21 protein-coding genes and 1 tRNA gene are annotated in these 24,713 nt (G+C 55.8%); 10 read left to right on the top strand and 12 right to left on the bottom strand.

Annotated elements, in window-relative coordinates:
- Nucleotides 1-16: 16 nt before the first annotated feature.
- From ACR0I1_RS09660 to ACR0I1_RS09640, 5 genes are read right to left on the bottom strand one after another with little or no spacing between them, the layout of a single operon-like run.
- Complete coding sequence (locus tag ACR0I1_RS09660) at nt 17-880, bottom strand: hypothetical protein (protein WP_480706141.1); 864 nt, start codon at nt 878-880, stop codon at nt 17-19.
- A 22-nt stretch (nt 881-902) separates the two neighbouring features.
- Nucleotides 903-1,304, bottom strand: coding sequence for a hypothetical protein (locus ACR0I1_RS09655; RefSeq protein ID WP_170393925.1), 402 nt, complete (start codon nt 1,302-1,304; stop codon nt 903-905).
- 25 nt (nt 1,305-1,329) lie between these two features.
- A complete protein-coding gene (locus ACR0I1_RS09650; RefSeq protein ID WP_170393927.1) occupies nt 1,330-2,979 on the bottom strand; it encodes a dynamin family protein in 1,650 nt (549 codons plus the stop codon).
- Between the two features lie 8 nt (nt 2,980-2,987).
- Complete coding sequence (locus ACR0I1_RS09645) at nt 2,988-4,988, bottom strand: dynamin family protein (RefSeq protein ID WP_170393929.1); 2,001 nt, start codon at nt 4,986-4,988, stop codon at nt 2,988-2,990.
- A 2-nt stretch (nt 4,989-4,990) separates the two neighbouring features.
- Nucleotides 4,991-5,404 (bottom strand): hypothetical protein, encoded by a 414-nt coding sequence (locus ACR0I1_RS09640; RefSeq protein ID WP_170393931.1) that lies wholly within the window; start codon nt 5,402-5,404, stop codon nt 4,991-4,993.
- 768 nt (nt 5,405-6,172) lie between these two features.
- On the opposite strand from ACR0I1_RS09640, the gene ACR0I1_RS09635 reads away from it, so the two are divergent.
- Nucleotides 6,173-6,257 (top strand) — tRNA-Leu (locus tag ACR0I1_RS09635).
- Nucleotides 6,258-6,307: 50 nt separating this feature from the next.
- Here ACR0I1_RS09635 and ACR0I1_RS09630 read toward each other — a convergent pair.
- On the bottom strand, nt 6,308-6,925 hold the full coding sequence (locus ACR0I1_RS09630) for a TetR/AcrR family transcriptional regulator (RefSeq protein WP_170407287.1): 618 nt from the start codon (nt 6,923-6,925) through the stop codon (nt 6,308-6,310).
- 161 nt (nt 6,926-7,086) lie between these two features.
- On the opposite strand from ACR0I1_RS09630, the gene ACR0I1_RS09625 reads away from it, so the two are divergent.
- The 5 genes from ACR0I1_RS09625 to ACR0I1_RS09605 all read left to right on the top strand — a co-directional run bounded on the left by ACR0I1_RS09625 (nt 7,087) and on the right by ACR0I1_RS09605 (nt 11,631).
- The gene (locus ACR0I1_RS09625) at nt 7,087-8,016 is read left to right on the top strand and encodes an AEC family transporter (protein WP_480706139.1); all 930 of its coding nucleotides are present in this window, start codon (nt 7,087-7,089) and stop codon (nt 8,014-8,016) included.
- 102 nt (nt 8,017-8,118) lie between these two features.
- A complete protein-coding gene (fghA, locus tag ACR0I1_RS09620; RefSeq protein WP_480706138.1) occupies nt 8,119-8,952 on the top strand; it encodes an S-formylglutathione hydrolase in 834 nt (277 codons plus the stop codon).
- 3 nt (nt 8,953-8,955) lie between these two features.
- A complete protein-coding gene (gene sthA, locus ACR0I1_RS09615) occupies nt 8,956-10,416 on the top strand; it encodes a Si-specific NAD(P)(+) transhydrogenase (protein ID WP_170393939.1) in 1,461 nt (486 codons plus the stop codon).
- Nucleotides 10,413-10,868 (top strand): YaiI/YqxD family protein, encoded by a 456-nt coding sequence (locus ACR0I1_RS09610; protein WP_170393941.1) that lies wholly within the window; start codon nt 10,413-10,415, stop codon nt 10,866-10,868. The genes sthA and ACR0I1_RS09610 overlap by 4 nt, the downstream gene beginning before the upstream one ends.
- A 142-nt stretch (nt 10,869-11,010) precedes the next feature.
- Nucleotides 11,011-11,631 carry an HAD family hydrolase gene (locus tag ACR0I1_RS09605; protein ID WP_170625675.1) on the top strand — a complete coding sequence of 207 codons (621 nt, stop codon included), beginning with the start codon at nt 11,011-11,013 and terminating at the stop codon, nt 11,629-11,631.
- 1 nt (nt 11,632) lies between these two features.
- On the opposite strand, the gene ACR0I1_RS09600 is transcribed toward ACR0I1_RS09605, so the two are convergent.
- Nucleotides 11,633-12,874 carry an MFS transporter gene (locus tag ACR0I1_RS09600; RefSeq protein WP_480614051.1) on the bottom strand — a complete coding sequence of 414 codons (1,242 nt, stop codon included), beginning with the start codon at nt 12,872-12,874 and terminating at the stop codon, nt 11,633-11,635.
- 148 nt (nt 12,875-13,022) lie between these two features.
- On the opposite strand from ACR0I1_RS09600, the gene zapE reads away from it, so the two are divergent.
- Nucleotides 13,023-14,081, top strand: a complete 1,059-nt coding sequence (gene zapE, locus ACR0I1_RS09595) for a cell division protein ZapE (protein ID WP_480706135.1) — start codon at nt 13,023-13,025, stop codon at nt 14,079-14,081.
- A gap of 31 nt (nt 14,082-14,112) precedes the next feature.
- Here zapE and ACR0I1_RS09590 read toward each other — a convergent pair whose 3' ends face one another.
- From ACR0I1_RS09590 to ACR0I1_RS09575, 4 genes are read right to left on the bottom strand one after another with little or no spacing between them, the layout of a single operon-like run.
- Entirely contained in the window at nt 14,113-15,387 is a 1,275-nt protein-coding gene (locus ACR0I1_RS09590) for a bifunctional folylpolyglutamate synthase/dihydrofolate synthase (protein ID WP_480706134.1), read from the bottom strand.
- The gene (accD, locus tag ACR0I1_RS09585; protein WP_170393952.1) at nt 15,384-16,316 is read right to left on the bottom strand and encodes an acetyl-CoA carboxylase, carboxyltransferase subunit beta; all 933 of its coding nucleotides are present in this window, start codon (nt 16,314-16,316) and stop codon (nt 15,384-15,386) included. Before accD ends, ACR0I1_RS09590 begins: the two co-directional genes overlap by 4 nt.
- Before the next feature lie 59 nt (nt 16,317-16,375).
- Nucleotides 16,376-17,275, bottom strand: coding sequence for a type II CAAX endopeptidase family protein (locus ACR0I1_RS09580; protein ID WP_170393953.1), 900 nt, complete (start codon nt 17,273-17,275; stop codon nt 16,376-16,378).
- A complete protein-coding gene (locus ACR0I1_RS09575) occupies nt 17,265-20,360 on the bottom strand; it encodes an ABC transporter transmembrane domain-containing protein (protein ID WP_170407253.1) in 3,096 nt (1,031 codons plus the stop codon). The genes ACR0I1_RS09580 and ACR0I1_RS09575 overlap by 11 nt, the downstream gene beginning before the upstream one ends.
- Nucleotides 20,361-20,593: 233 nt before the next feature.
- Between ACR0I1_RS09575 and ACR0I1_RS09570 the strand changes: the two genes are divergently transcribed.
- From ACR0I1_RS09570 to ACR0I1_RS09560, 3 genes are all read left to right on the top strand, one after another.
- On the top strand, nt 20,594-21,355 hold the full coding sequence (locus ACR0I1_RS09570) for a DUF6478 family protein (protein WP_480537105.1): 762 nt from the start codon (nt 20,594-20,596) through the stop codon (nt 21,353-21,355).
- A gap of 10 nt (nt 21,356-21,365) precedes the next feature.
- The gene (locus ACR0I1_RS09565; protein WP_480537106.1) at nt 21,366-21,731 is read left to right on the top strand and encodes a hypothetical protein; all 366 of its coding nucleotides are present in this window, start codon (nt 21,366-21,368) and stop codon (nt 21,729-21,731) included.
- Between the two features lie 63 nt (nt 21,732-21,794).
- Nucleotides 21,795-23,321, top strand: coding sequence for an MFS transporter (locus ACR0I1_RS09560; protein WP_170422711.1), 1,527 nt, complete (start codon nt 21,795-21,797; stop codon nt 23,319-23,321).
- 46 nt (nt 23,322-23,367) lie between these two features.
- On the opposite strand, the gene ACR0I1_RS09555 is transcribed toward ACR0I1_RS09560, so the two are convergent.
- A complete protein-coding gene (locus ACR0I1_RS09555) occupies nt 23,368-24,711 on the bottom strand; it encodes a S41 family peptidase (RefSeq protein WP_170393963.1) in 1,344 nt (447 codons plus the stop codon).
- Nucleotides 24,712-24,713 lie beyond the last annotated feature (2 nt).

The raw sequence follows: 24,713 nt of genomic DNA, 5'->3' as shown, positions 1-24,713 counted from the left end.
TTTGGCAGGAACGCGGTTATTCAACGGCGCTATTCAATGTTTTCCATAGGTTGACGACAGCGCCCAGCTTGCGGGCGTCATGAACGGCGGCGGCGGTTTCCTGACCGTCGCGCAAGATGGCGAGACCCGCGCCTTGTCCACCTGTCGGACGAATGACGATCAGCTGCGGATCAGTTAAAGCATCGGAACCATCGGCCTGCCATCCGGCCAGATCCCGGGTGAATCTGGTCAATATATCCGTGCCCGGATGTGTGTCTTGGCCCTGCGCACACAACCCATCAAATTGCATCTCGTCTTCAGTCGACCCGATCAGTATTCGACCTAATGCGAACCGATCCGCGCCCTCAAAGAATTTTCCGGCAATACTGGTGGCGCCTTGTGACGCAGTTTCTGGCTGAGCTTCCGGTTCTAAGGTCTGGTCGGAAACGATGGCCATGCGCGGCTCATCGGTTAGTTCAATCCGCGCGCAGGCCGCTTCGACCTCCGAAAAGGTAACCCCTACGTCATCAACCTCAAGCGCCGTATCCGGGCGCAGAGAAACCAACTCAAGCGGGCCGGGTGCCGTTGCAATTTCCGACACCACTTGCGCCAGTCGTTCGATCAGTTTTTCGCGTGCTTCGGTTTCAAAATCCGGGACAGGGCCCGAAGCACAGCGGAACACGTCGGTGACCCGAGAGCTGTTGACTTCGATAGCCAAAGTTGCCCCGTCAGCCGCCGTAAATTCCAAACGCCGAGGCAAGATCGTGCCCCGGATGGCCCCCAGCACCTCATTCCGGCGTAACAGTGCGCTGCTACCCGATAGGTAGATTGCAGGCGATAAGCGCGCGACCGAAGTCCGCCCGATCCCTTCGAGCATATCCAGTATTTCACTATCCATCATGCGTGACCCCCTCTGGTCCCGTCTACACCGCGGCCGCCACCGGCCCGAGGCTGAGATGTGATTTCGTAAGCGCCAGCCCGACATTCGCGCTGTCGCGGCAGATATAGCATACCACGTGATCAGGATATTCTGTTGTCCTGAGAAAGATGTGCAGCCGGTCGTTTGAGAACACCGCGATTTCCCCAAATCCGGGGTGTTCAGTATCGTCGATTTTTGCCGCACGCAGAAGTTCTTCGAATCCCTTCATACCGCGTCCCTGAAACAGATTAGCTACTGCAAGTGCGAGATTTTCGAGCGCATCAGCGCTGTCTTGGTCCGACGCGTCGACGCCCAATAACATGCCGGTCTCCATGTCGACATACCCGGCTGCGATGCAGTCGGGTATGGTTTCGATGGCCGAAGCCAGAGCAGATTCAATCGACATTCAGATGCCCACCTTCGGGTTTAATCTAAATCGCATGCCACTCCGCTCCGCCGTTTTTGCGAGCCTCAGAAACGGCGCGCGGTATGTCTTGATTCCGCTTAGCGTCATGTTCCAACGCAATCTGGTCAAACTCGGACAAGAATGCTGCAAAGGCGCTTTTCAGGCCATTTGCATCGTCAGGCAGGTTCTCACGCGCCACGATTTCACCCCACATTGCTGCAGCACTGAGTGGCGTTTCTATGAGGCGATCGCCCAAATCATCTGCCTTGTCATCGGCTGCATCTTCAATCTCTTCGGCAGCAGCTTCACCCACCATTGATACGACGCGGTTTGGAGCCAGCGCATTCGATTCGGGCTCCGGTTCATATTCGTCTGCCGAGTTTTCCGACTGTTCCGCCAACAGGGCCGTAATCGACGAAACCGATACTTCGATATCTGATGATTCTTCGGCGTCTTCTGACGGCTCTTGTTCGGTGTCCGCAGCTTCGACTGCTTCCGCTTCGTCCTCTTCTTCGCCCAAGACGATCAGTTCGGCATCTTCCTGCTCTTCCTCATCATCGTCATCCATGAAATCAAACTCATCCACGTCGGTGATGGGGTTTGCCAAGAGGTTCAAATCCAGCGGATCTTCCGTCTTGTCAGAGAACAAGGCACGTAAGTCTTCATCAGCAGGCTCCGCTTCGGTCGCCATTTCCGCGCGCATCCGCTCGGCTTCTTCTGCATCAATCCGCGCCTGTCCGGATTCCTCGGTGCGACGCTCCACGCGGGCAGGGCGTACCGGGAAACTTGTAACCACATCATTCTCGGCAGAGTCATCTTCCATCGGCGTGACAAGTTTCAGCGGTGCATCGCCAGAGGTTTTCTCGGGCCGCGATGGCTGAACTTTGGGTGCGTCTGACAGGGATTTGTCAATTTGATAGCGCGACAGCATATCCGCACGGCTGTCCATGATCTGCTCAGTGATCTCAAGGAAACTGTCGACCATCTTGCCGCCGCCGCTGCGTGACCACAACTCGGCGTCGCCGGTTTTGTCACGGGCCATGATGGCATCACGGGCCGAGAACAGGATCGTGCGATTGAACAAATGACCCGCTTCCCGATTTACACGGCGTAAGACCTTTTGACGGTCTTTCTGATTCAAGGCATCTGCGCGCGTCACCAATAGCAGCGACTTGTGCTGCAGACGTTCTGGCAGCGAAACCCAAGTGGCACGTTCAGTCTCCCGCCAAGCTTGGGTCGAGTGCGTGCACCACAACACACCATTGGCCTGGCCAACTGCGCGTTGCCAGACATCCGTCGAAATCTTCGGGTCCGAAATGCCGGGTGTGTCGATCAGGTCGACCGCCTCAAGAATGTCGGCTTCAAGGAAGATGCGAATGAACTGGGCGTCGTTGACACCAACCTGTTCAAGCTGATCCAATTCGATATTCTGCGTACTACCATCATGGCGTTTGATATAGGCGGGTCGATTGCCCCAGCTGAACCAGATCGGCGGCAGTTGCGTCGCTGTGACCTGCGTCGGCAGTGCCTGTTTGCGCAGCAGGAAATTCATCAACGTCGATTTGCCTGCACTGAATTCCCCCATGAGCGCAAACACAGGTTTGCGGCGGGACCACTGCTCGATGCGGTTCCAAGCCTTGGGAGAGACGAAGCGGGTTTGTGATTCTTTTACCATAACTCTTCTTATGCTGCTTCGTTACTAAGGTCTTTCAGGATATCGCCCAGAATATCGTCACGTGATTTCTGCGGCTTCTGCTCGGCCATCTGGGCCGCAGCCCTTTCAGGCGATTGCGAGATGCTGAGCAGCGTGTCCTTCTGTTCGGCAATAAAGTCGGTCAACGTGGCCCGCACGTTCTCTAAGACGGCGGCGATCTGGTTTTCCTCGATGTCTTTGGTGATCGAGTTCGCCTCCGACGCGATCAGTCGCGTATAGTCTGCGGCATAAGCTTCAAACCCTTTGCGGCGTTGCCACCAACGTCGCCACCATGTGCTCTGCAGGTCCAGTGCGATTGTGCGGCCAATCCCTAATGGCGGGGGTACACGCGGCACGATCGGGGCTTCGATGTTGAATTCACCTAAGTGGTTGCCCAGCAGCTTCTGATACAGTGCCTCGACATCCGCTGCAGCAGCCGAATACAGAGCACCGGCATCCTTACGCATGGATCGGGCAAAGCTGAAATATGCCGCCTTCTGCAAGGTGCGCAGACCTGCCGGATCATATTGCCATGTACCCTGCTCACCATTCTGTTCCAGATGTGAGATCAGAGAATCCGTCGCACGTTTGACAAAATTTGCTTCTGCAGACGCAAGTCGCTCTAATACCTTGTCGCGCAGCTTGGTTGTCAGTTCCGAGGCTTTCTTTTCGTACTCAGCCGAAACCTTTGCGATCGCTTCTTCGGGCGACGCACCGTCCAGATCCCGAACGATACCGTCAGAGTTAGACAGCGTCTTGGCCACTGCAGTAGCCCGGATCTGGCTGGCGATGTTGCGCGCCCGATGGCGAACGCGATCCAAAAGACGCGTTCCTGCACCCTCAGCGATACGCTCATTCATGGCGAGCAGCAGATCAGGCAATCCTGATAGCGCCCAGATCTTATCCAGCGATGCAGCCTGATCGCCAAATCCAGCCGCCAGGTAAAAGGTGTTCAACGCCTCGCGCGATTCCTCAGTTAGAATGTCCGGGTTTCCGGTCAGCGCAGCCTCGGCCCACAGAGCGCTGCCAAAAACAACGCTGGTGTTGGCGTCTATGTTGTTCTGTTTCAGTGTGTCTTGAATACGATCACGTATCTCAGGCACTTGATTGACCGGGTCTGACAATTCATCGATGCGGTTCACGAACAGGATGATCTGGCGGTTCTCGAACTGTGCGATGATCCGCATTAGCGCCATGTCCATCGTGGTCAGCGCCTGGCTGGCAGCCAAAACAACAACACACACCTCTGATCCACGCAGGCTGCGTAGGGTGATTTGTTCGCGTACCATAAAGGTATCGTTCACACCTGGGGTATCGCAGAGCTTGAGCGAGATCGGATATTGCGGGATATCCATGAACAACTCGGCCGATTTAGTCACATCGGCGAAACGGCCCGTCTTGGGGTCGATATCCGGGTCATCCTCATCCCCGAGGCAGACATATCGCTGAATCAGTTCATCGTCGAAATAATCATACTGGTGGCTCTGACCGAGAATCAGGTCAAAGTGCTTCCCAAGCCGCTCTTCTGATTTGGCCTTCATCTCGCCGATTTGACGGCGAATATCGTCCATCTCATCATCGGCACCGGCTCGATTGGCCAACTCGCCCAGACGACCGCCGCCAACCATCAGATTGTCCCATTCTTCCTGCTCGAAGAATGTGAATTTGGAACGGGTGTCGCCTTCTGTGCGGGTGTTGATGTTCAGCGTTGTAACCACCGAGGTCCACGGGTTCACATCCGAAGGCAAAAGATTTGGCCGCCCGGCCAATATGTTCACGATCGAGGATTTGCCGGCCTTCACCTGCCCGACCATCGTGACACTGGCGGTGAAATTCTCCATTTTGGTCTTGAGCGCAGCCAGCCGTGCGGAAGACCGCGCATCCGCCACCTCTGTCAGTTGGTCGATCTGTGTCGTCAACGAGGTCATTGCCTCTGTCATCTCAGACAGGGACTCGTTTCCGACAGACAGAAGGTGGTCGTTACGCGCCATGGTCAGCCTCCGGTACCAGTTGCAGCGATGTGGTTCCCTGCCCCGTCAGGCAGGCTTGCAAGCGTGTCGATTCGTGCGATCAGGTCCAGCGCGTTGCCGAGGATTGCGGCCTCGGTTCGCGGTGAAATCGATTCATATGCGAAAGAATCAGCCAGAACTTCGATTGAACTGAAGCCTTCACCATTTTCCAAACAAGCCACACGGCGTCCGGTCGGAAAATCATCTGTTTTGTTGGCAGGCAGCGGCATGCGGGCATTAGCCAGCAAGTAGCGATTGCCCGAATGCGTACGGAGAGCGACGCCGAATCCTGTGCCAGGGTGCTGACGGTTCAGGGTTTTCAGTTCGCCAATAAAGCTTTCACGCGCAAGGCTGACAGCGTCTTGCTCGGAAGCAACGGATTTGATCTGGTTGGTCACGACAGAGACCCTTGTTCTGGAGTTGAGCAGAAACTCGCACGGTGCCAGAAGGCAAAAAGACTCATTAACTCCTGCGCCCAATCAATTACGATTACCGCGGTGTTATTTTGACGCGAATAGGATATTTTGGCGTTTGAAATGTGGCACAATTATGATGGCGTCTCATAGAAAAACCTCAACCTATGAGAGTGTAAGCCACGACGTTGACGAGTTGTCCAAGTTTTTATGGCTTTGATTGCTTGTTAAAAAGTCCGAGGTTCCGTGGCGTCAAGGATTTACATGCTGCTTCTTACTTTTTTGAAATATATAGAAATAATTTCTATTTCTGTGATCGAAGGAACCTCTGATTGAAATTCGATACGAAACCACTCACCTCAAGTTACACTTTTTTGAAATGTGCCCCACACAAAGTAATCTCTGAGCGACTCAACGTATGCGAGTTTAAGATAAAGAGAAAAATTGCGATAAATGTTCGCTAAATGGAAACAAAAAGAAGGACCAGAAAACGGGCCTTCACACAGGTGAAATTACGACCAAAACCAGCACCTGAGCACTGTTCGTGCTGAAAAGACTGGCCAAACCGCATTCTCACTGTCCAAGGCACGTTCTTTAACATTTGGCACATGCGAGTTCTGGTTAAACTTACTTGGGCAAAAGATTGTTTCCAGCGAGACGATAATAAACTGCCCTCTCGCTTGATTTTACCTCTCGCACTCATTCAAAAGCTTTGCTATTCAGCGCGTCGTCGCGGTGCTTCGGCATCGGGTTGCGGGTGTGGCGAAATTGGTAGACGCACCAGATTTAGGTTCTGGCGCCGCAAGGCGTGGGGGTTCAAGTCCCTCCACCCGCACCAACACGACTTCTTACCATCAATGTGACTTATCGCTGGCGAACTTACGCAGTTCAAACGCCGTAGCGGGCCATAAACATGTCGACGGCCTGCAATGCGACCTCGTCGATTTCGTTCTGGTCAAATCGATTTTGGATACCGAACGCCGCGCGGCCCCATAGTCGGACTTTGCACAGTTCAGAAAACTGCTCGGCCGCGATGTTGACGTCTTCAACCGCCAACTCACCTTTGCTAACCGCCTTGGTCAAATATTCGGCCATCTGGCGTTGGCCGTTCCTCGGTCCTGCTTCATAAAACGCTTTACCAAGCTCGGGGAATCGGTCGCGTTCGGCCACACATATGCGAAAGACCTGTTGCGCGAAGTCCGAGACGAGAAAAGCCGTAAGCTGAGTGGCTGCTATCGTCAGCACCTCGCGGGCTGGCTTGGTCTCATCGATCATCGACAGGATGCGCTCGGACATCAGGCGACATTCGGTCTGGGCAACCTCGGTGAACAACAGTCGCTTGTCGGGGAAATAGCTGTATAGCGTTGCCTTCGAAACACCCGCCGCACGCGCGATGTCATCGACGCTTGCACCTTCAAACCCATCCGCCATGAAAACCTCTCGGGCCCCACGTAACACCTGGTCGAATTTACGGCCTGTACGCAGGATGGTGGCGGCTTGGGTCATGGTGTCTCCGGATTGCGATATCCTGCAACACTATAAACCGTTCGGTTCAGTTTCAACGCTTTTCACTCCGATAGCGGTTTTGGCACAACGTTACGGCTTCAATCGTACCGCCGACCGTGCGTCAACCTTGCGAGCCTGACCAGCCATGTTAACACGTTGCCATGGTCGAGATATTTCTGCGCACTCTCCCCTTTTTCGCAATCATCGGCCTGGGGTTCTGGGCCGGACGCAGCCGGTTTTTCCCTCCCGAGGCGACAGCATATCTAACCAAGTTCGTGTTTTTCTTTGCTTTGTCGGCTATGCTATTCCGGTTTGCCGCCACCCTGCCCTTTGCCGAAATTTTCAACGGTCGGCTGGTTCTCGGGTATCTGATCGGCACTGCTGGCGTCTATGCGCTGGCGACGGCTATCGCTTATCTCCGAGGGCTGGACATCCCCACCGCCGCGGTCGAGGCGCAATGTGCTGCTATTGGCAATGTTGGGTTTCTGGGCCTGCCCATGCTTGCGCTTTTATTCTCCGATGCTGCCATAGGTCCAGTGATGTTGGTGCTGACGGTTGATCTGGTTGTGTTTTCCTCATTGATCGTGATCCTGATCAACGGTGGCCGCGATGGTCGACTCAGCCTGGGGACGATGCGCCTGATCGGGATTGGCCTGCTGAGAAACCCCATGATCTTGTCAATCTCCGCCGGATTGATCTGGTCTGCGTTAGAGGTGCCTGTACCAGCCCCGCTTAATGATTTTCTGACAATTCTGGGCGGTGCGGCTACGCCGGGGGCGCTGTTTGCCATCGGGGCGTCACTGGCAGACAAATCGGCCGAGCGCATCCAGATCGCGGGCTGGTTGAGTTTTTGCAAACTGGTGCTGCATCCGTTTATCGTGGCACTTATGGTGATTTGGCTGATCCCGGTTGCCTCATTCCCTGCGATGGTCGCAATCGCGGCGGCGTCTTTACCAGTTGCAGGCAATGTTTACATGCTGGCTGCGCACTACGGTGTGGCCCCGCAACGGGCATCTGCTGCCATCCTGTTATCTACCATCGCCAGCATTCTGACCGTCCCGCTGGCGATAGGATGGGTCAGCGGATTCTGATCTTCACCTTTTCGAAAAATGAGCTTTCCAGAGGTGGCTGCACTTTACGCCGACGCTGCAGAGCGGTAGCCATGGCCCGGACACAACGTAAGGATCAGCTTGATGGAAACCCTTTCGGAAAATGCCTGTTTTGGTGGTGTGCAGGGCGTTTATCGCCATGCTTCCTCGGCCTGCAAATGTGATATGACATTTGGCCTTTTTCTTCCAGCCGAAGCCAAGGACGGCCCCGTTCCTGTTCTGTGGTATCTGTCGGGCCTGACCTGCACCCATGAAAATGCCATGACGAAGGCGGGTGCCCAGGGTTGGGCGGCCGAACAGGGCATTGCGCTGGTGTTCCCCGACACTTCACCACGCGGCGAAGGCGTGGCAGATCACGAAGACTATGACCTTGGCCAAGGCGCAGGGTTCTATGTCAATGCCACGCAAGGCCCTTGGACGCCTCACTTCAACATGTGGGATTATGTTGCCGAAGAGTTGCCGGCCCTTCTGGCCGAGAACTTTGCGATTGATCCTGATCGTCAGGCCATCACAGGACATTCGATGGGTGGGCATGGCGCATTGACGCTGGCGATGAACCTGCCCGGGCGTTACCGGTCTGTTTCGGCCTTCTCGCCGATCTCGAACCCAATGGGGGCGGATTGGGGCCGCAAGCAACTCAGCGCGTATCTGGGCGATGATGAGACCGCATGGGCCAAGCATGACGCGTCGGCGATGATGAAAAGCACAGGCTTTGACGGACCGATCCTGATCGACACCGGTGCAAACGATCAGTTTATGGATCTGTTGCGCCCGGAGGCACTGGCGCAGGCAATTGCCGAGCGTCGCCAGCAGGCCACCTATCGCCTGCAGCCCGGCTATGACCATTCCTACTATTTCGTGTCCACCTTTATGGAGGATCACATCACCTTCCACGCCGAAGCGCTGTATGGGGACTGAGGCATGAGCAAATATGACTATGACCTGATCATCATCGGCTCGGGCCCTTCAGGCCGAGCGGCGGCGATTCAGGCAGGCAAATTGCAGCGCCGGGTGCTGGTGATTGACCGCAAAGATCGTTTTGGTGGTGTCTCTGTTCATACCGGAACGATCCCATCGAAAACCTTGCGAGAGACGGTGCTGAACCTGTCAGGCTGGCGCGAGCGCAGTTTTTATGGGCGCTCCTACCGGGTCAAGGATCAGATCAGCGCAGAGGATCTGAAAGCACGGCTGCACATGACACTCGATCATGAGGTCGATGTGCTGGAGCATCAGTTCAACCGCAACCATGTTGAAACGCTGAACGGGTTGGCGACGTTCACGGGGCCACACGAGATCGAGGTGGCTACGGATGCAGGCGAATCCACGCGTCTGACAGCAGCCAAATTCCTGATCGCCACCGGCACCAAGACCTACCGGCCAGATTACGTGCCTTTCAATGGCAAAACTGTCGTCGATGGGGATGATTTCCTTGAGATGGAGGAAATCCCGCGTTCGCTCTGCGTGATCGGTGCGGGCGTGATCGGCGTTGAATATGCAACTATGTTCTCGGCGCTTGATGTCCGGGTGACGTTGATCGAACCGCGCGAGACGTTTCTGGATTTCATCGACAAGACACTGATCCACGATTTCACACATCAGATCCGTGAAAATGGCGTCGATCTGCGGTTGGGGGCAGCCGTCGAGAAAATAGAAGACGCCGGTAGCCATGTTGAGATCACGCTGGACAATGGGCGGCACGTCCGGGCCGAGATGCTGCTGTTTGCAGCCGGCCGGATGGGGGCGACCTCGGCGCTGAACTTGGACGCGGTTGGCATTGAAACGGATCATCGCAATCGTATCAGCGTGGACCGCAAGACCTATCAGACCTCGGTGCCGCATATCTATGCCACCGGAGACGTCATCGGGCATCCGTCGTTGGCCTCAACTTCGTTGCAACAAGGGCGGGTCGCGGCCTGTCATGCGCTGGAGACTCCAACCCTGCCGGAAAGCCCCTGGTATCCGTATGGGATCTACTCGGTCCCCGAAATCTCAACCTGCGGGATGTCCGAGGAAGAACTGCAGGAGCGTGGTATTCCCTACGAAGTGGGTGTGGCCCGGTTCCGCGAAACCTCGCGCGGGCACATCATGGGGTTGGAGCATGGCATGCTGAAGATGCTGTTCTCGCTCAAGACCCGCCGGGTCTTAGGGGTTCAGATTGTCGGCGAAGGCGCAACCGAGCTGATCCATATCGCGCAGGCGGTGCTGAACCTGAAAGGCACGGTGGACTACTTCGTGCAGAACACGTTCAACTATCCGACCCTTGCCGAAGCTTACAAAATCGCGGGGCTGGATGCCTTTAACCGGATGCCCATTCCGGACGAATTCAAGGTGCGCAAATCGACGCCAAAGGCAAAGTCAGCGCCAAAGGTCAAAGAGGCGTGACGACGCTATACATCGACGGGGATGCCTGCCCGGTCAAGGCCGAGGCTGAACGGGTGGCAACCCGGCACAAGGTGCCGATGGTTCTGGTCTCAAACGGAGGCCTACGCCCCTCCGCCAACCCGTTGGTGCAGGTAGTGATCGTCGCCTCGGGAGCAGATGAGGCGGATAAGTGGATTGCCGAACGCTGCGGCACCGGCGATATTGTCGTTACCTCTGATATACCGCTGGCCGCCAAGTGTATTGAAGCCGAAGCACGCGTGCTTCGGCCCAGTGGTGAGGCTTTCACCGCGGCCAATATCGGTCAGCAATTGGCAATGCGCGATCTGATGGCGGACCTTCGCGCGGCAAACCCGCTGGGGACAGGTGGCGGAGGAAAACCATTTGGCAAAGCCGACCGTTCGCGTTTTCTGGATGCGCTTGAGCGCGAGATACGCGCTGCCCTTCGCAGGTAGTGCTCCCGCCGGTCAGAGACGCATCAAAGATGCATATCCTTCCGTTGGGCTGGGCAGCGCGTGCCGCGCGGCGGTTGGCGCTTGCATCTCTGACCTGCGCTTGGTTCAGTCGGTGGTGATTGAACTGGTATGGGATTAAGTCATGGCCATTGAAGCCGTCATCTTTGACATCGGAAATGTGCTGATCGAGTGGCAGCCCGAGCGCTATTATGATCGGGTAATCGGCGAGGATCGTCGTCGCGCCATGTTTGACGAGGTCGATCTGCATGGGATGAATGATCTGGTAGATCAGGGCCATCATTTCACGGATACGATTTACAATTGGGCGGACAAGTACCCGGAATGGCGCGATGAAATCCGAATGTGGCATGACAACTGGATCGAACTGGCCGCGCCCGAGATCCCACATTCAGCGCGACTGCTGCGCGCGTTGCGGACCAAGAAGATCCCGGTCTTTGCCCTGACGAATTTTGGGGTTCAGAATTTTGACTATGCCACTACTGTTTATCCGTTTCTGAATGAGTTTGATCGTCAATATGTCTCGGGTCGGATGAAGACGGTCAAACCTCATATGCCAATTTACGAAATGGTTGAGGCCGATTGCGGCATCCCTCCCTCGGCGCTTTTGTTTGCAGATGACAGGATCGAGAATATCGAAACAGCAAGGGCGCGCGGATGGCAAACGCACCACTTCATCGATCCGCAGGGTTGGGCGGATCGATTGGTTTCTGAGGGGCTGCTGACCGCTGAAGAGGCCGCATAGCTCAGGCTGTCACGCCGGTTGGTGAGCGATTTTCGCGGATGGGCAGGTGAATGATGGCGCTGAACGCTCCGATAGCGACGCCGATCCACCAAACCATGGTGTAATCACCGAATTGGTCGTACATGCGCCCGCCTAACCAGATGCCCAGAAAACTGCCGATCTGATGGCTCAGGAATACGATCCCGTAGAGCGTGCCCATGTACCGCAGGCCATAGAGATGTGCGACAAGGCCAGATGTTAGCGGTACGGTCGCCAACCAGAGCGACCCCATCACAAGCGAGAATGCGATCACGGACAAGGGCGTGATTGGGAACACGATGAAGGCACCTGCGGCAAGCGTTCGGCCGGTGTAAACCGCCGCGAGCAGGTACTTCTTCGGAAAGTGATTTCCAGCCCATCCGGCTAAAAGGGTTCCGCCGATATTGGCCAACCCAATCAACGAAATCGCAATCGCCCCCAAGGCTGAAGTTGTGGTGATCCCCATCGAATGTAAGAGGCCTCCGGGTTGGATCGGGCCGCACATCTCGGTGACGAAGGCGGGGAAATGGGCTGTGACAAAGCCCAGTTGATAGCCACAACTGAAAAAGCCGATCGCAATCAGCGAATAAGACGGGTCGCGGAATGCCTTGGACAGGATCTGCCCCATACTCTCTTCTAGCTCCGTCCTGCTGACGGGCTGAGGCGCGCGCATGAATGGCAATGTCAGGATCAATGCAAGGATAGCCACCGCAAAGATCAGAAACACTTGCTGCCAGGGTAAGAAAGTCAGCAACCACTCTGCTGTGGGTGCGCCAATGACTTGCCCGAAACTGCCCGCTGCGGTGACAATCGCCAATGACATCGAGCGGTTCGCATCCGATGAGGCACGACCTACGACCGCAAGGACCACGCCAAACCCCGTCCCAGCGATCCCGAAACCCACGAGCCAGGCATACATCTGATGTTCAAACGGGGTAACGGACCATGCCGTCAGGACCATTCCCGCCGTATAGGTCAGAGCGCCCAGAACGATGGCGCGCCGATCACCTATCTTTTCCGCAATGGCGCCAAAGATCGGCTGGCCGATCCCCCAAGCCAGGTTTTGTATGGCGATCGCCATCGAAAAATCGCTGCGTAGCCAGCCGAACTCATCTGCAATCGGTATCTGGAACACACCAAAAGAGGCGCGTACGGCAAAACTGACTGTAATTACGATGCAGCCGACGATCAGGATCGGGTTCAGCAAACGGGTGGATTGCGACATTAAGGCTCCGAAGATTGGTTCCAGCAGACGTTAGCGGTACAACTCGGCGCGTCAATTCAGGAGTTTTGTGACGCCAGTTCAGCAAAATTGATGTGTCTGGAAAAAAGGTTTCTTTTCAACACTCGAAGCGATCGGTATGGCTCAACTCATGACGGATCTAATTTCACACTATGAAGATCTTATTGCTGATGGGACACTGACCCGGGACGACGCGCAAGAGGCTGTGCTGCCCAGGTTTGAGCGCATTCGGGCAGCCTTGGCCGAACCGGTTAAACGTGGATTATTCCGCAAAGCGCCGCCTCCACCCAAGGGTTTGTATCTTTGGGGAAGTGTTGGGCGCGGCAAGTCGATGTTGATGGACATGTTTGTCGAGACATTGGGTGAAATCCCAGTTCGACGGGTGCATTTTCATGCGTTCATGCAGGAAATCCATACCGGTCTGCACAAGGCGCGTGAAGACGGCGTTGAGGACGCGCTGGTCCCTGTGGCCGATGCAGTCATCAAATCGGCGCGGGTGCTGGCCTTTGATGAGATGCAGATCATCGATATCACCGACGCGATGATCGTGGGGCGGTTGTTTGATCTGCTCTACAAGGGTGGTGTCGTTATCGTTACGACTTCGAACAGACATCCGGATGATCTATATAAGGATGGGTTGAACCGGCAGCTTTTTCTGCCTTTCATACAGCACATCAAAGAGCAACTGGAAGTGTGGGAGTTGGTTTCACCCACGGATTACCGGCAGAACCGACTTGAAGGCTCGCCGGTTTACTTCACCCCCATTGGGCCCGAAGCGCGGGAGAAGATTCGTGGGGTTTGGAATGATCTGTCGGGTGGACCGGCAGAAGAGCTGGCCCTTCAGGTGAAGGGTCGCGAAGTTGTCCTGCCCGCCTTTCGCAACGGCGTGGCGCGGGCCTCGTTCTATGATCTGTGCGGGCGAATGCTGGGCCCGGGGGACTATCTGGCCATCGCAGAAGCGCTGAAGGTGCTGGTGCTTGAGGACATCCCGCGTTTGTCACGCAACAATTTCAATGAGGCCAAGCGCTTCGTCATCCTGATCGACGCGCTCTATGAAGCGAAGGTCCGGCTGATCTGTTCTGCCGCCGCGGAGCCCGAGATGCTCTATGTCGAAGGGGAAGGCACGTTTGAATTTGAGCGTACGGCCTCGCGCCTGCGCGAGATGCAGGACAAGGATTGGGGTAAATAGGGGGTGCTGCCCTGGCGCAGGATTTTTTTCATCAGGCGTTTTCTCTAAGGATGTTTCCCGCAAGATAAAGCGACCCGCAGATCAGAATGCGTGCATCAGGGGTTTGAGCGGTGATCGCGGCGAGCGCGTCTGTGACGCTGTCTGCTGTAGTGGCGGTCAGATTCACCTTAGCAGCAGCGGTGGCGGTTTCGTCCGCGCTCAGTGTATTCTGCTCACCCGGGATCGATACGGCCGTCAGGCTGTCTGCCCTTTGGGCCAATGGCGCGAGATAACCGGTGACATCTTTGGTATTCAACATACCACAAATCAAATGCGTGGGACGTTCTGGTAGTGACGCTAAAACCTCGGCCAAAGCAGTGCCTGCAGCCGCGTTGTGACCGCCATCCAACCACAACTCAGCTTGAGGGGCCTGCTCAACCAGAGGACCGATTTTTAGTCGCTGCATGCGCGCGGGCCATTCGGCCTTGGCCACAGCGGCCTCGTAGGCATCATCGCCCATTTGCAGGTGGCGCAACGCAGCCAGAGCCGCGCCTGCATTTTCGATCTGATGAGCACCCAGTAGGTTTGGCATAGGCAGATCGCGCAAACCGGTTTCGTCCTGATAAATAAGGCGACCGTTCTCAGTATGAACATGCCAGTGCTGCCCGTGGACCAATAGCGGAGCGCCCAGACGGGCTGCGGTATATTCGATGACTTCCAGCGCCTCATCCTGCTGCGGGCCGACGATGCAGGGAACGCCCGGCTTGATGATTCCGGCTTTTTCAGCGGCGATCTTGCCCAAAGTGTCGCCCAGGAACTGCTCATGGTCGATCGAGACGGGGGTGATGACCGTCAACTCGGGCCGTTCAATCACGTTGGTGGCGTCCAGCCGCCCGCCCAGCCCGACTTCGAGCAGCGTATAGTCAGCTTTGGTGCGGGAAAATGCCAGCAGCGCGGCGCAGGTGGTGATCTCAAAATAGGTGATGTTTTCACCACCATTGGCGGCGTAACACTCATCCAACACTGCGGTGAGGTCGGGCTCGGAAATCAGCTCACCTGCCAGCCGGATTCGTTCATGAAACCGGGCTAGATGGGGTGAGGTATAGGCATGGACCGCTCGCCCTGCGCCTTCAAGACCCGCCCGGATCATGGCTTGGGTCGAGCCCTTGCCATTGGTTCCAGCGATATGAATGACCGGAGGCAGCTTAACCTGAGGATTGTCTAGTGCCGCCAGCAAACGCCATACCCTATCCAAGGTCAGGTCGATGATCTTGGGGTGCAGCGCCATCATCCGGTCTAGGATGGCATCCGAAGATGGGGAGGTCATTTTTCGACCGCGTCCTCGGTGGGTGCCTCGGTTGGGGCTTCTTCCGGCTCGGGCGCAGGAAGGTCGCCTTTGACCGCAGGGGGCTGCTTCATCAGCATTCGGGTGATGGTGATCAGCTCATCCCGCATCTCGGTGCGTTTGGTCACTCGGTCGAGCATCCCGTGATCCAGCAGATATTCAGCGCGCTGGAATCCTTCGGGCAGTTTCTCACGAATGGTTTGTTCGATCACACGGGGTCCGGCAAAACAAATCAGGGCATTGGGTTCCGAAATATGAACGTCACCCAGCATCGCATATGAGGCTGTGACGCCGCCTGTAGTCGGGTGGGTCAGGACGACAATATAGGGCAGGTTTGCTTCTTTGAGCATCTCTACGGCGACCGTCGTACGCGGCATTTGCATCAGGCTCAGAATACCTTCCTGCATCCGCGCACCGCCCGCTGCAGAAAATAGGATCAGGGGCCGCTGTAGCCTAACAGCCTCCTGTGCTGCAGCAATGATGGCATTGCCTACATACATGCCCATCGATCCGCCCATGAACGAAAAATCCTGCGCGGCAGCCACGATCGGGGTACGGCCGATTTCGCCAACGGCGACCAGCATCGCTTCTTTCTCGCCGGTCTTTTTCTGGGCCGCCTTCATACGGTCAGGGTATTTTTTCTGATCCCGAAACTGCAGGGGATCGTCTTTCGGTGCCGGGACATCAACCTCGGAAAAAATACCGCCATCAAACAGATGTTGGAACCGATCGCGCGGCGTGATTGCCATGTGATGGTCGCACTGGGTGCAGACATTCTGGTTTTCCGCCAATTCGCGGTGGAACAGCATGGTTCCACACTCATCACACTTGTGCCAAAGGTTTTCGGGCACTTCGCGGCGCGAGAAGATCGAATTGATCCGGGGGCGGACGTAGTTTGTGATCCAGTTCATGTCGGAACCTTGATAATGCGGCGTTGACGTCAAATAAGACGCAATGCCGGGAAATGCAATCAGCGCCTGAGGACCAATCTTGCGGTGAGCCACCCCACGATCATCAGCGCAAAGTCGACTAGCAACCAAGGTCGCAACGCTTCGGCGTCCGATGCCTCATAAGGAAGATGGAACAAGGCCAGGCCACCAAGGTTGTCGGGAAGCGAAATGACAAGCAGAGCCGCGATGTTATTGAAAAAATGCAGCGCAATGGCGGGGCCCAGCGTACCCGCTCGCGCGGTCAGATCGGCGGTCAAAAGCCCAAATGTCAGCGCCCAGATGGCAATCAAGACCGCATTGTCTCCGACCGTCGCGGGGCTGTAGTGGCCAGCTGCGAACAAGATTGATGGCAGACCCATCCAGATCAGCGGAGACCGAAACCGTGCGGCGAGGCCCTGTTGCATATAGCCTCGGAACAGGATTTCCTCGGCGCTGGTCTGAATCAGCACCGCAACAGCGGATAAGGGAAGCAGCAAAAGCCATTTGGTTAACGCGAGATTCGCCACCAATGGTGCACCAAGGTCATAGGGGGGGAGTATGAATATGACTGCACCCAGCAGAAGCAATGCGCGAACAACGCGCCAAAACTGCCAGATTGCGATGGATTGTTCGCCCAGGACCGAGGCAAGTGACCGGTGCTGAAATAATCGTGCCCCCAACGCCACGCCAATAGTGACAAAAATAAAGCTGGAGAGCACAATAAGGAGCGCTGTTGGCGACGATCCATTCAAGAATGTGACCGCCGACCCTGATGAGCCAAGACTGGCAACGATTGCGAACAAGATTGCATTGAGCGTGACCACAACCACTGAGACCAGCGCAAGACCAGCCAACAAGCGCCATATCTCGGGATATCTGCGGGCGGCACCTAGTAATTGCTGATGACTTGAATAGGTACCCCGCCTTTCGTTAGTGCTCATCGGATTGCTCAGCACTTACAGAAGGCAGGTCATCCCCAATTGGAGTGTTGGGGTCACGCAACCGCTCGGACACCGTGGACAAATATCCGGCCACGGTTTCAAGCAACCTCATCGCAACGCCCGCGTCACTTTCAATCACAGCACGCAATTCCTCCGCGCCGATCCGCAGGAACGAGCAATCCGTGAGGGCTACCAAATCCAATTGTCGCGGCTCATTGGTGATAATCGCAAGATCGCCGATAAGGCGCCCGGGTTCTACTATCGAGAGCGAACGCATTTCACCGTGTTCATTCAGCCAATTCAGGCTCGCCGAACCCGAAATACACAAATACGCCGCATCGGGAGCCTGGCCACGTGCGAAAATGGTTTGACCTGCCGCGACCTCGTACCATTGGGCCGAAAACGCCAGAAGACGCTGGTTGCGCCCATCGACTCGTGAAAACAACTCGGTAGAAGAAATGATCTTGAGTTTCCGGCTCAGGTCGTCCGTCCCGGTATCTTCGGCATCGGTGGACACGCGCGAGACACCATCGATGCGACCGTCCTTTATTTCAACAAACAAATCATAGGCTTCCGGATGGGCAAAATGATCCTCCATAAAGATCATAATCGAGTCGGGTAATAACTCGCGCAGCTTCAGACGGGTCCGCAGGCGGCTTTCAGAGTCGTGGCTGGCCAGTGCCTTGTCGAGTATCAGGATATCGGGGCGTTTGATCCCGGCACGAGAAAAGGCAGCACGCTCCTGAAACACTGTCGGAAGGTTATTCCCACCTAACCCGGACGGCAGGTCGTAGATGATCGCGGCGGCCCTTCGGCGCAGCCCGGCCTCGTTCAGAACCTCCGCGACCAGATCTTCGATCTCTTCTGCATGAGCACCAGCCATGATGGATACCCGACCATACAGAGCGTTTTCCATTGCTGTCAGGCGGGGAACGTAGACGTCCGGTGACACCGGCACGAACATCGCACCCATAGCGCCCCGCAGCCGTTCGGCCTGACTGTGACGAATGGAAAGGATTTTGTCCTTGTACTCCTCAGGGAAACTCGGGCCGATTTGTTCAGCGGTCAGCATGAATGGGACGGTCAACAGCAGCGCACGTTCCTGATCGCCGATGGCTTCCTCGCCCTTGGTTTTGCGGCGCTCTTCGATATCGAGCAGACGGTGGTACATGTCTTTTGACATGCCAAGCCGCAAGAACAATGGGTGATCGGCCCCATCTCGCCCGAAAGTCTGGTTTAGGGTTTCCAGAACGGCCTGAGCGATGCTGAGCGCGTCATCATCAAGGCCATTGCCCGTAAGCAACGACAGAAACCGGTGGTCCCCCGCCAGAATGTCCGGTGCGATATCATGCGTCGGTGAAGCGAACAGCAGGTTCCCGCCCAAGGGCACGGCGGGATTGAACTGGTCAGGATCGAACCGATAGACATACTTGTCCAACCCGCGCTCTTGCAGGCGTGTCGCAACGGTATCTCGCAGATCGACTATTTCTTTCGCCAGTACCGGGTGTACTTCCGGGTCGAACTGAGAGCGCAAAGTGCGCCGGAACATAAATTCATCAATGCCCATCGCTTCGACAAGCTGGAACCACCAATCACGAATATCCTCGATGTCATCAAGACCCGCGAGGCTTGGGTCGATCCATTCATCGGACAGTGAATCGGGTGGGTTCCCGGCGCGCACGGCTTCGATCTGGCGGCGTGAGGGGGCCTGCAATGCACCACTTTCGTGTTGAGGATGCGTGCGCAGCGGCATTAGCAGGTTATCACCCAATGTTCCGTCGAACAGGTAAGGGCGTGAATAGGCATAGCCGATCCGCGCCGCAATCACCGCCTGATGCAGGCTGTTGAGGTTGTGGCCAGCCATCAGAACCTCGCCTTGAACCGGCAGCACTTCGCGCGTCAGCAACTGCGCAAGCGCACTGCGTTCCGAAGCGTGTTTCGACTGAATCGCAACCCGAGCGCCTTGGGGAATGGTAAGATCAATATCCTCAAGGATGGTCTTGCCGTCATCATCACGAACGGTCACGTTGCGCAGTTCGATATCGCCGGTCAGGTGCGGGATTGCCTCGGGGACGCCCTCAAACAACTGTTCGGGTATCATATTCGATGGGGCAAACCGTTCGGTCACAATTTCCCAGCGCAGTGACATGTCCTGTACTTGGTTGTAGTAGGTCAGAAGATCCTTCCAAGGGCCGCTGAGGTCTTTATATGCACCCAACGCGGCGACCAATGCGCCTACTGTCACCTCGCCCGTGATCGCCAGATAGCCGCCTACTGAATAGAACAGGAAGGGTGTCATCTGAGTGATCAGATTGTTGAGGAACTTCATGAAGAACTTCTTGTTGTAGATCTTAAAGCGGATCTCGAACAAGGTTCCTAGCCGATGGCTGAATTGCGCCAGACGATAGCGCCAGCCGCCATTGGTGCGCAGATCGCTGATACCAGCAGCACTTTCGCCAATCTCAGAGCTCAGCCGCCGGACCTCCTGAATGCGATCCTTGTTTAGAAGGTTGATCTGACGCTGCAATTTGGGAATCAGCCAGGCCTGCAAAGGGATCAATGCAATACTGGCCAGACCAAACCACACGCTTTGCATGAAAAGAAACGTGACGATCGTCATCATCTGGCCGAACTGAAAAACGGGCTGCGCGATGGCATCTCCCATCAACCCGCCCATGGGTTCGGCCTCGGACGTGATCATCGATACCAGTTCACCTTGGCTGGTGGTGGCGAAATAGGATTTGGGAAAGCGCATCGAGCGGCTGATCAAGGTAAAGCGAAGGCGACGCAACATCCGCTCGGCGAGAATGCCTTTCATGGTATTGATGCGCATTTTCATCACGCCACTGGCGATGACAGTTGCCAAAAAGGCAAAGCACAGAATCAGCAGGTACTGCACCTGTGTCACGGTGATACCGAGTACTGTCACGGTGTCTGCGGGCGCACCAATCGCGTCGTTGATGATCTGCTTGGGAAGCTCCAACGAAGCGTAAAGGAACGGAAATGACAGAACGGTCAGCAATAGTAGGACCAATTGCTGTTTTTTCGAATGCTTCCATATGAATGAAAATAGGGTGGGTTCCATTCCCCTGCCTCATGATGAGCCTGCATGATCCGGGACAAATGCCGATTGCCCGAGCGCCGACGGTAAGCCTCGGCCCGAGCTATTGCAAGAATGGCGGCTCTTTGCGACGCAGAAACCAGCTGGATAGGAGATCACATTTAGGATTCGGGAAGATTTATCCGCTAATCAAGTAAGACTGGTTTGTCCCCTGCCCCGACTTTGACTAAAGAGAGGCTGTCTTGAAAGATGGGGCGATGGGCAGGTTACTGGATCGATATATTCAACTAAAGGCTCTGGGGCGCTGGCAGCGTGCCGCGCAGCAGTCTGACCACCTCGCACTGCCTGAGCTTCGCCGCCAACGTGATGACGCCCGGCGGTTGCGCGGCAAACTTGAACAAGCAATTCAAAAAGCTGATGCTCGCCTGATCCAACCCTTGATTGGGGCGACGCAGTTTCCAAAACCCCTGGGAACGGATTGGTCGTGGCGACCGGACCTGTGGCGGACGCCACTGATCCGCAAAGGTATAGCCTCGGCCCCGCGCAAGGCGCGGATGGATGGGCAGGTCATCCTGTTTCACGATTGCAGCCAGGTCGAGATCGGGCTGCAGCAAATCCGAAATCGGCGAGACAAGGATTTGGCGCCTTTCAGTCTGGCCGTTGAGGTATTTGATTTTCAGGGATCTTTCCTGTCGCTTTCCATTGATCTGCCCACGGATGCCGCCATAAATCTGTCCCGCCAGCATCTGATGCGGGTCGACACTCTGGTTGAGTGCGAGCGTTCTACTGTTGTCTTCGCCCGCCTGAACATTCAGCATGGCCCTAATACCGAGCAGGTTCTGCGCGAACTTGATCTTTCAATACCTGCGGCGACTGTAGATTTTGATCTGGCCCATCTGAACGTGAATGAGCGTCGAATTGAAAAACTCTGGCTGGATCTGATCATTGATCAACCCGCGATGAACCGTGTGGTGTTTCGTGACCTGACATTCTGCCGTTACCACCGGGCCGATCTGTAAAGGGTACTCAATGTCTCATACCACCCTGACACCAATCCGCTTCGAAAACGGCCTGTGGGAAGGCCATTTGACCAGCGAAAGCCCCCCTCAGATCAAGGTGCTGTTTCTTGGTGAGCCTTTGACTGATGTGGAGTTGGAACCAGCAAAAGATGGCTGGGCCTTGCGCATCCCAGTGCCGCCCGCCGCCCTGTCGGAAGGTGTCCATACTGTCGTGATTCACGATGGAACAACAGGCCATAAGCTGGGGGATTTCACCATCATCGCCGGTTCACCCGCCGCAGATGATCTGAGGGCCGAAGTCGCTTTGTTGCGCGCCGAGTTGGACATGTTAAAGCGCGCGTTCCGCCGCTCTCAGGCATCTCAAAGCGAAACCTGACCACAGTACCGATAGGATTGTCCCTATCTTTTCAGGTCCATACGTGCATCATTGGATTGGCCTATGGATCGCAACAGCATCATAAAGGTCATCGCGCTGATGGTGACGGGTTTCGGGATCGGGATCGATTTTACCGGTGCCCTGATGCTGGTCCCGGCAATCGAAAACAGCTTTGACGCCGACATCACCAGCACCCAGTGGGTTCTGAATATTTACGCTCTGTTCTTTGCAATGACGATGGTGGCCGGAGGTCGCCTGGGTGACATGTATGGTCATCGCAAGATGATGATCATCGGTCTTTCGATCTTTCTGTTTGCGTCGGTTTTATGCTTTGTCTCACCCGGTTTGGACTACCTGATCGGCGCACGCGCCTTGCAGGGGATCGGGGCGGGATGCGTGTGGCCCTGCACGCTTGCATTTGGAGCCACCAAAGTGTCGAAAGAAGAACACCGCGCATTGGTGATGGGGCTGATACTGGCGGGTGTCACCACGGGTAATGTCTTTGGACCGATGATTAGCGGCGCGGTGGTCAATCTGGGTGATTGGCGGTTGTTTTTCCTCGCCAATGTGGTGTTTTCCAGCATTTCGATGACGACTGCGATCCTGCTGATGGAGCGTGAGACCGAGCATAAGAAAGGTGAACACATCGACTTTGCCGGGATGGGTATCCTGTCTTTTGCAGTTTTGCTCTTGCTTTACGGTTTGGACGTTGGTGCCGATTGGGGCTGGACTTCGCTGCCGCTTTTGCTGCTGTTTTTTGTCAGCGCCGTTTTGTTCTTCCTGTTTCCGAAAGTCGAAAAGAGGGTCAAGGAACCCTTGCTAATGCCTCAGTTGATGCAGAACCGAGAGTTTCTGATTACCTTGGGTCTGAATATGTTCAACGTCTCGGCAGCTTTTGTCGGGCTGCTTTATTTTCCGCAGTATATGCAAAAAGTCTTGGGATGGTCTGTGTTCCAATCGGCGCTGGGTTTGGCACCGCTGACGGTGTTGCTAGCGGTCGGATCAATCGTCTCGGGTACGCTGTATAACGATTTTGGGCCCAAGCGACTGCTGTTTTGGGGGTATATTTGCGCCACAGTCGGGGCGGCAAGCGTTGTCATCATGCCTTCCGGGACCGGATATTTTCAGATTCTGCCCGGAATGGCGCTGATTGGTTTGGGCGCAACGCTGACGGTCGGGCCTTCGGGAACAGCCGCTGTATGCGCGGTCAAGCCGGAACGCGCCGGACTGGTTGGCGGCCTGAGTTTCATGACCCATCTTGTCTATGGGGCAATCGCGGTCGCCTGTGCGACGGCGGTCATGTATGTGACAAGCCTGTCCAGCCTGAAAACCCGATTGACCGCGTCAGGCATCAACATGTCCGAGGCTGATCAGAAAGCGATCAATGGTGGAACGCTGAACACAGACTCGGCAAAAGCAGTGCTTGAAAAGTTGAATTCAGGTGAAACTGAAAAGGTTCAGGCCGCCATTGCGGCGGCCTTTGATACCGGAATGAATATGGCTTTTGTATTCGCCACGATCTCAGTCGCTGCTGGAATCGTCCTAGCGCTGATGCTGGATGAGAAAAAGCTGCACAAGGTCGAAGGGTAACCCGTACAGGTGTAAGTATGGGGCCGCTGGTGGCGGCCCCTACCCTTTATTGTGACGGTCCAGTCGGATTGAATGCGGACAGGCCTTTGAGGATATCGATGGCATATGCCAGTTGATAATCCTCTTCGCGCAGCTCTGCGGTGGCTTCAGCTTTGGCGCGATCCTCTTCAATCTGGCGAATCTCGTCCTCGCTGAGGCTGTCATTATTCAGGCTGCCGCGCAGATCGGCCTCGGACCGGGTGCGGGTGTTTGTATCTTCCTCTTCCTCGTCAACCGGGTTGTTGCGTGGTTGTTCGACGATGATGTCCGGGCTGACGCCAAGCGCCTGAATCGAACGACCCGAGGGCGTGTAGTAGCGAGAGGTTGTCAGACGCATAGCCCCGTCACCCCGAAGCGGCATGACCGTCTGCACCGATCCCTTGCCGAAGCTCTTAGTACCAACCACGATGGCGCGATTGTGATCCTGCAAGGCGCCCGCGACAATTTCCGACGCCGAGGCCGAACCACCGTTGATCAGCACAACGATGGGCTTGCCTCCGGTCAGATCGCCGGGTGTTGCGTTGAATCGCTCACCATCTTCGAGATTGCGACCCCGGGTCGAGACGATTTCGCCCTCATCCAGGAACGCGTCAGAGACCTTAATGGCCTGTGTCAATAGCCCGCCCGGATTGTTACGCAGATCCAGAACGATGCCATTGACGTTTTCGATGCCTCCGGCCTCTTCGATCTGTTCTTCCAGTCCTTCCTTGAGGTTCGGATAGGTTTGGTCATTGAAGGTCGTGACACGCAACACGACACTTGTACCTTCGGTACGTGCACGAACTGCGGTCAGCTTGATCGTGTCGCGAACGATCGTCACGTCGAATGGCTCCTGCTCGCCTTCACGCACGACTGTGATCACGATTTCCGATCCCACCGGGCCGCGCATCAGGTCCACGGCTTTATCCAGCGTCAGCCCCAAAATACTCTCGCCATCCACATGGGTGATGAAATCGCCCGCTTCGATACCAGCAGCATCCGCTGGGGTGTCATCGATGGGCGATACAACTTTGACAAAGCCTTCTTCCTGCGTGACTTCGATACCGAGCCCGCCAAACTCGCCACGTGTCTGCACGCGCATCTGCTCGGCATCATCAGGCGACAGGTAGCTGGAATGTGGGTCTAGCGAGGTCAGCATCCCGTCAATCGCAGCCTCGATCAGCTCGTCGGTTTCTACCTCTTCGACATACTGGGCGCGAATACGTTCGAAAATGTCACCGAACAGATCAAGTTGTTCGTAAACACTTGCCTTGTTCTCGGCCTCTTGCGCAAGCAGAGGGCCTGCGATCTGTGTTGTTGCGACTATCCCTGCCACGGTGCCGGCCAGTCCGGCCATCACAAATTTCTTCATAC

The sequence above is a fragment of the Ruegeria sp. B11 genome, from assembly GCF_056539785.1.
Note: the sequence above shows the minus strand (reverse complement) of the source record. Positions and strands in the feature narration are given on the sequence as shown.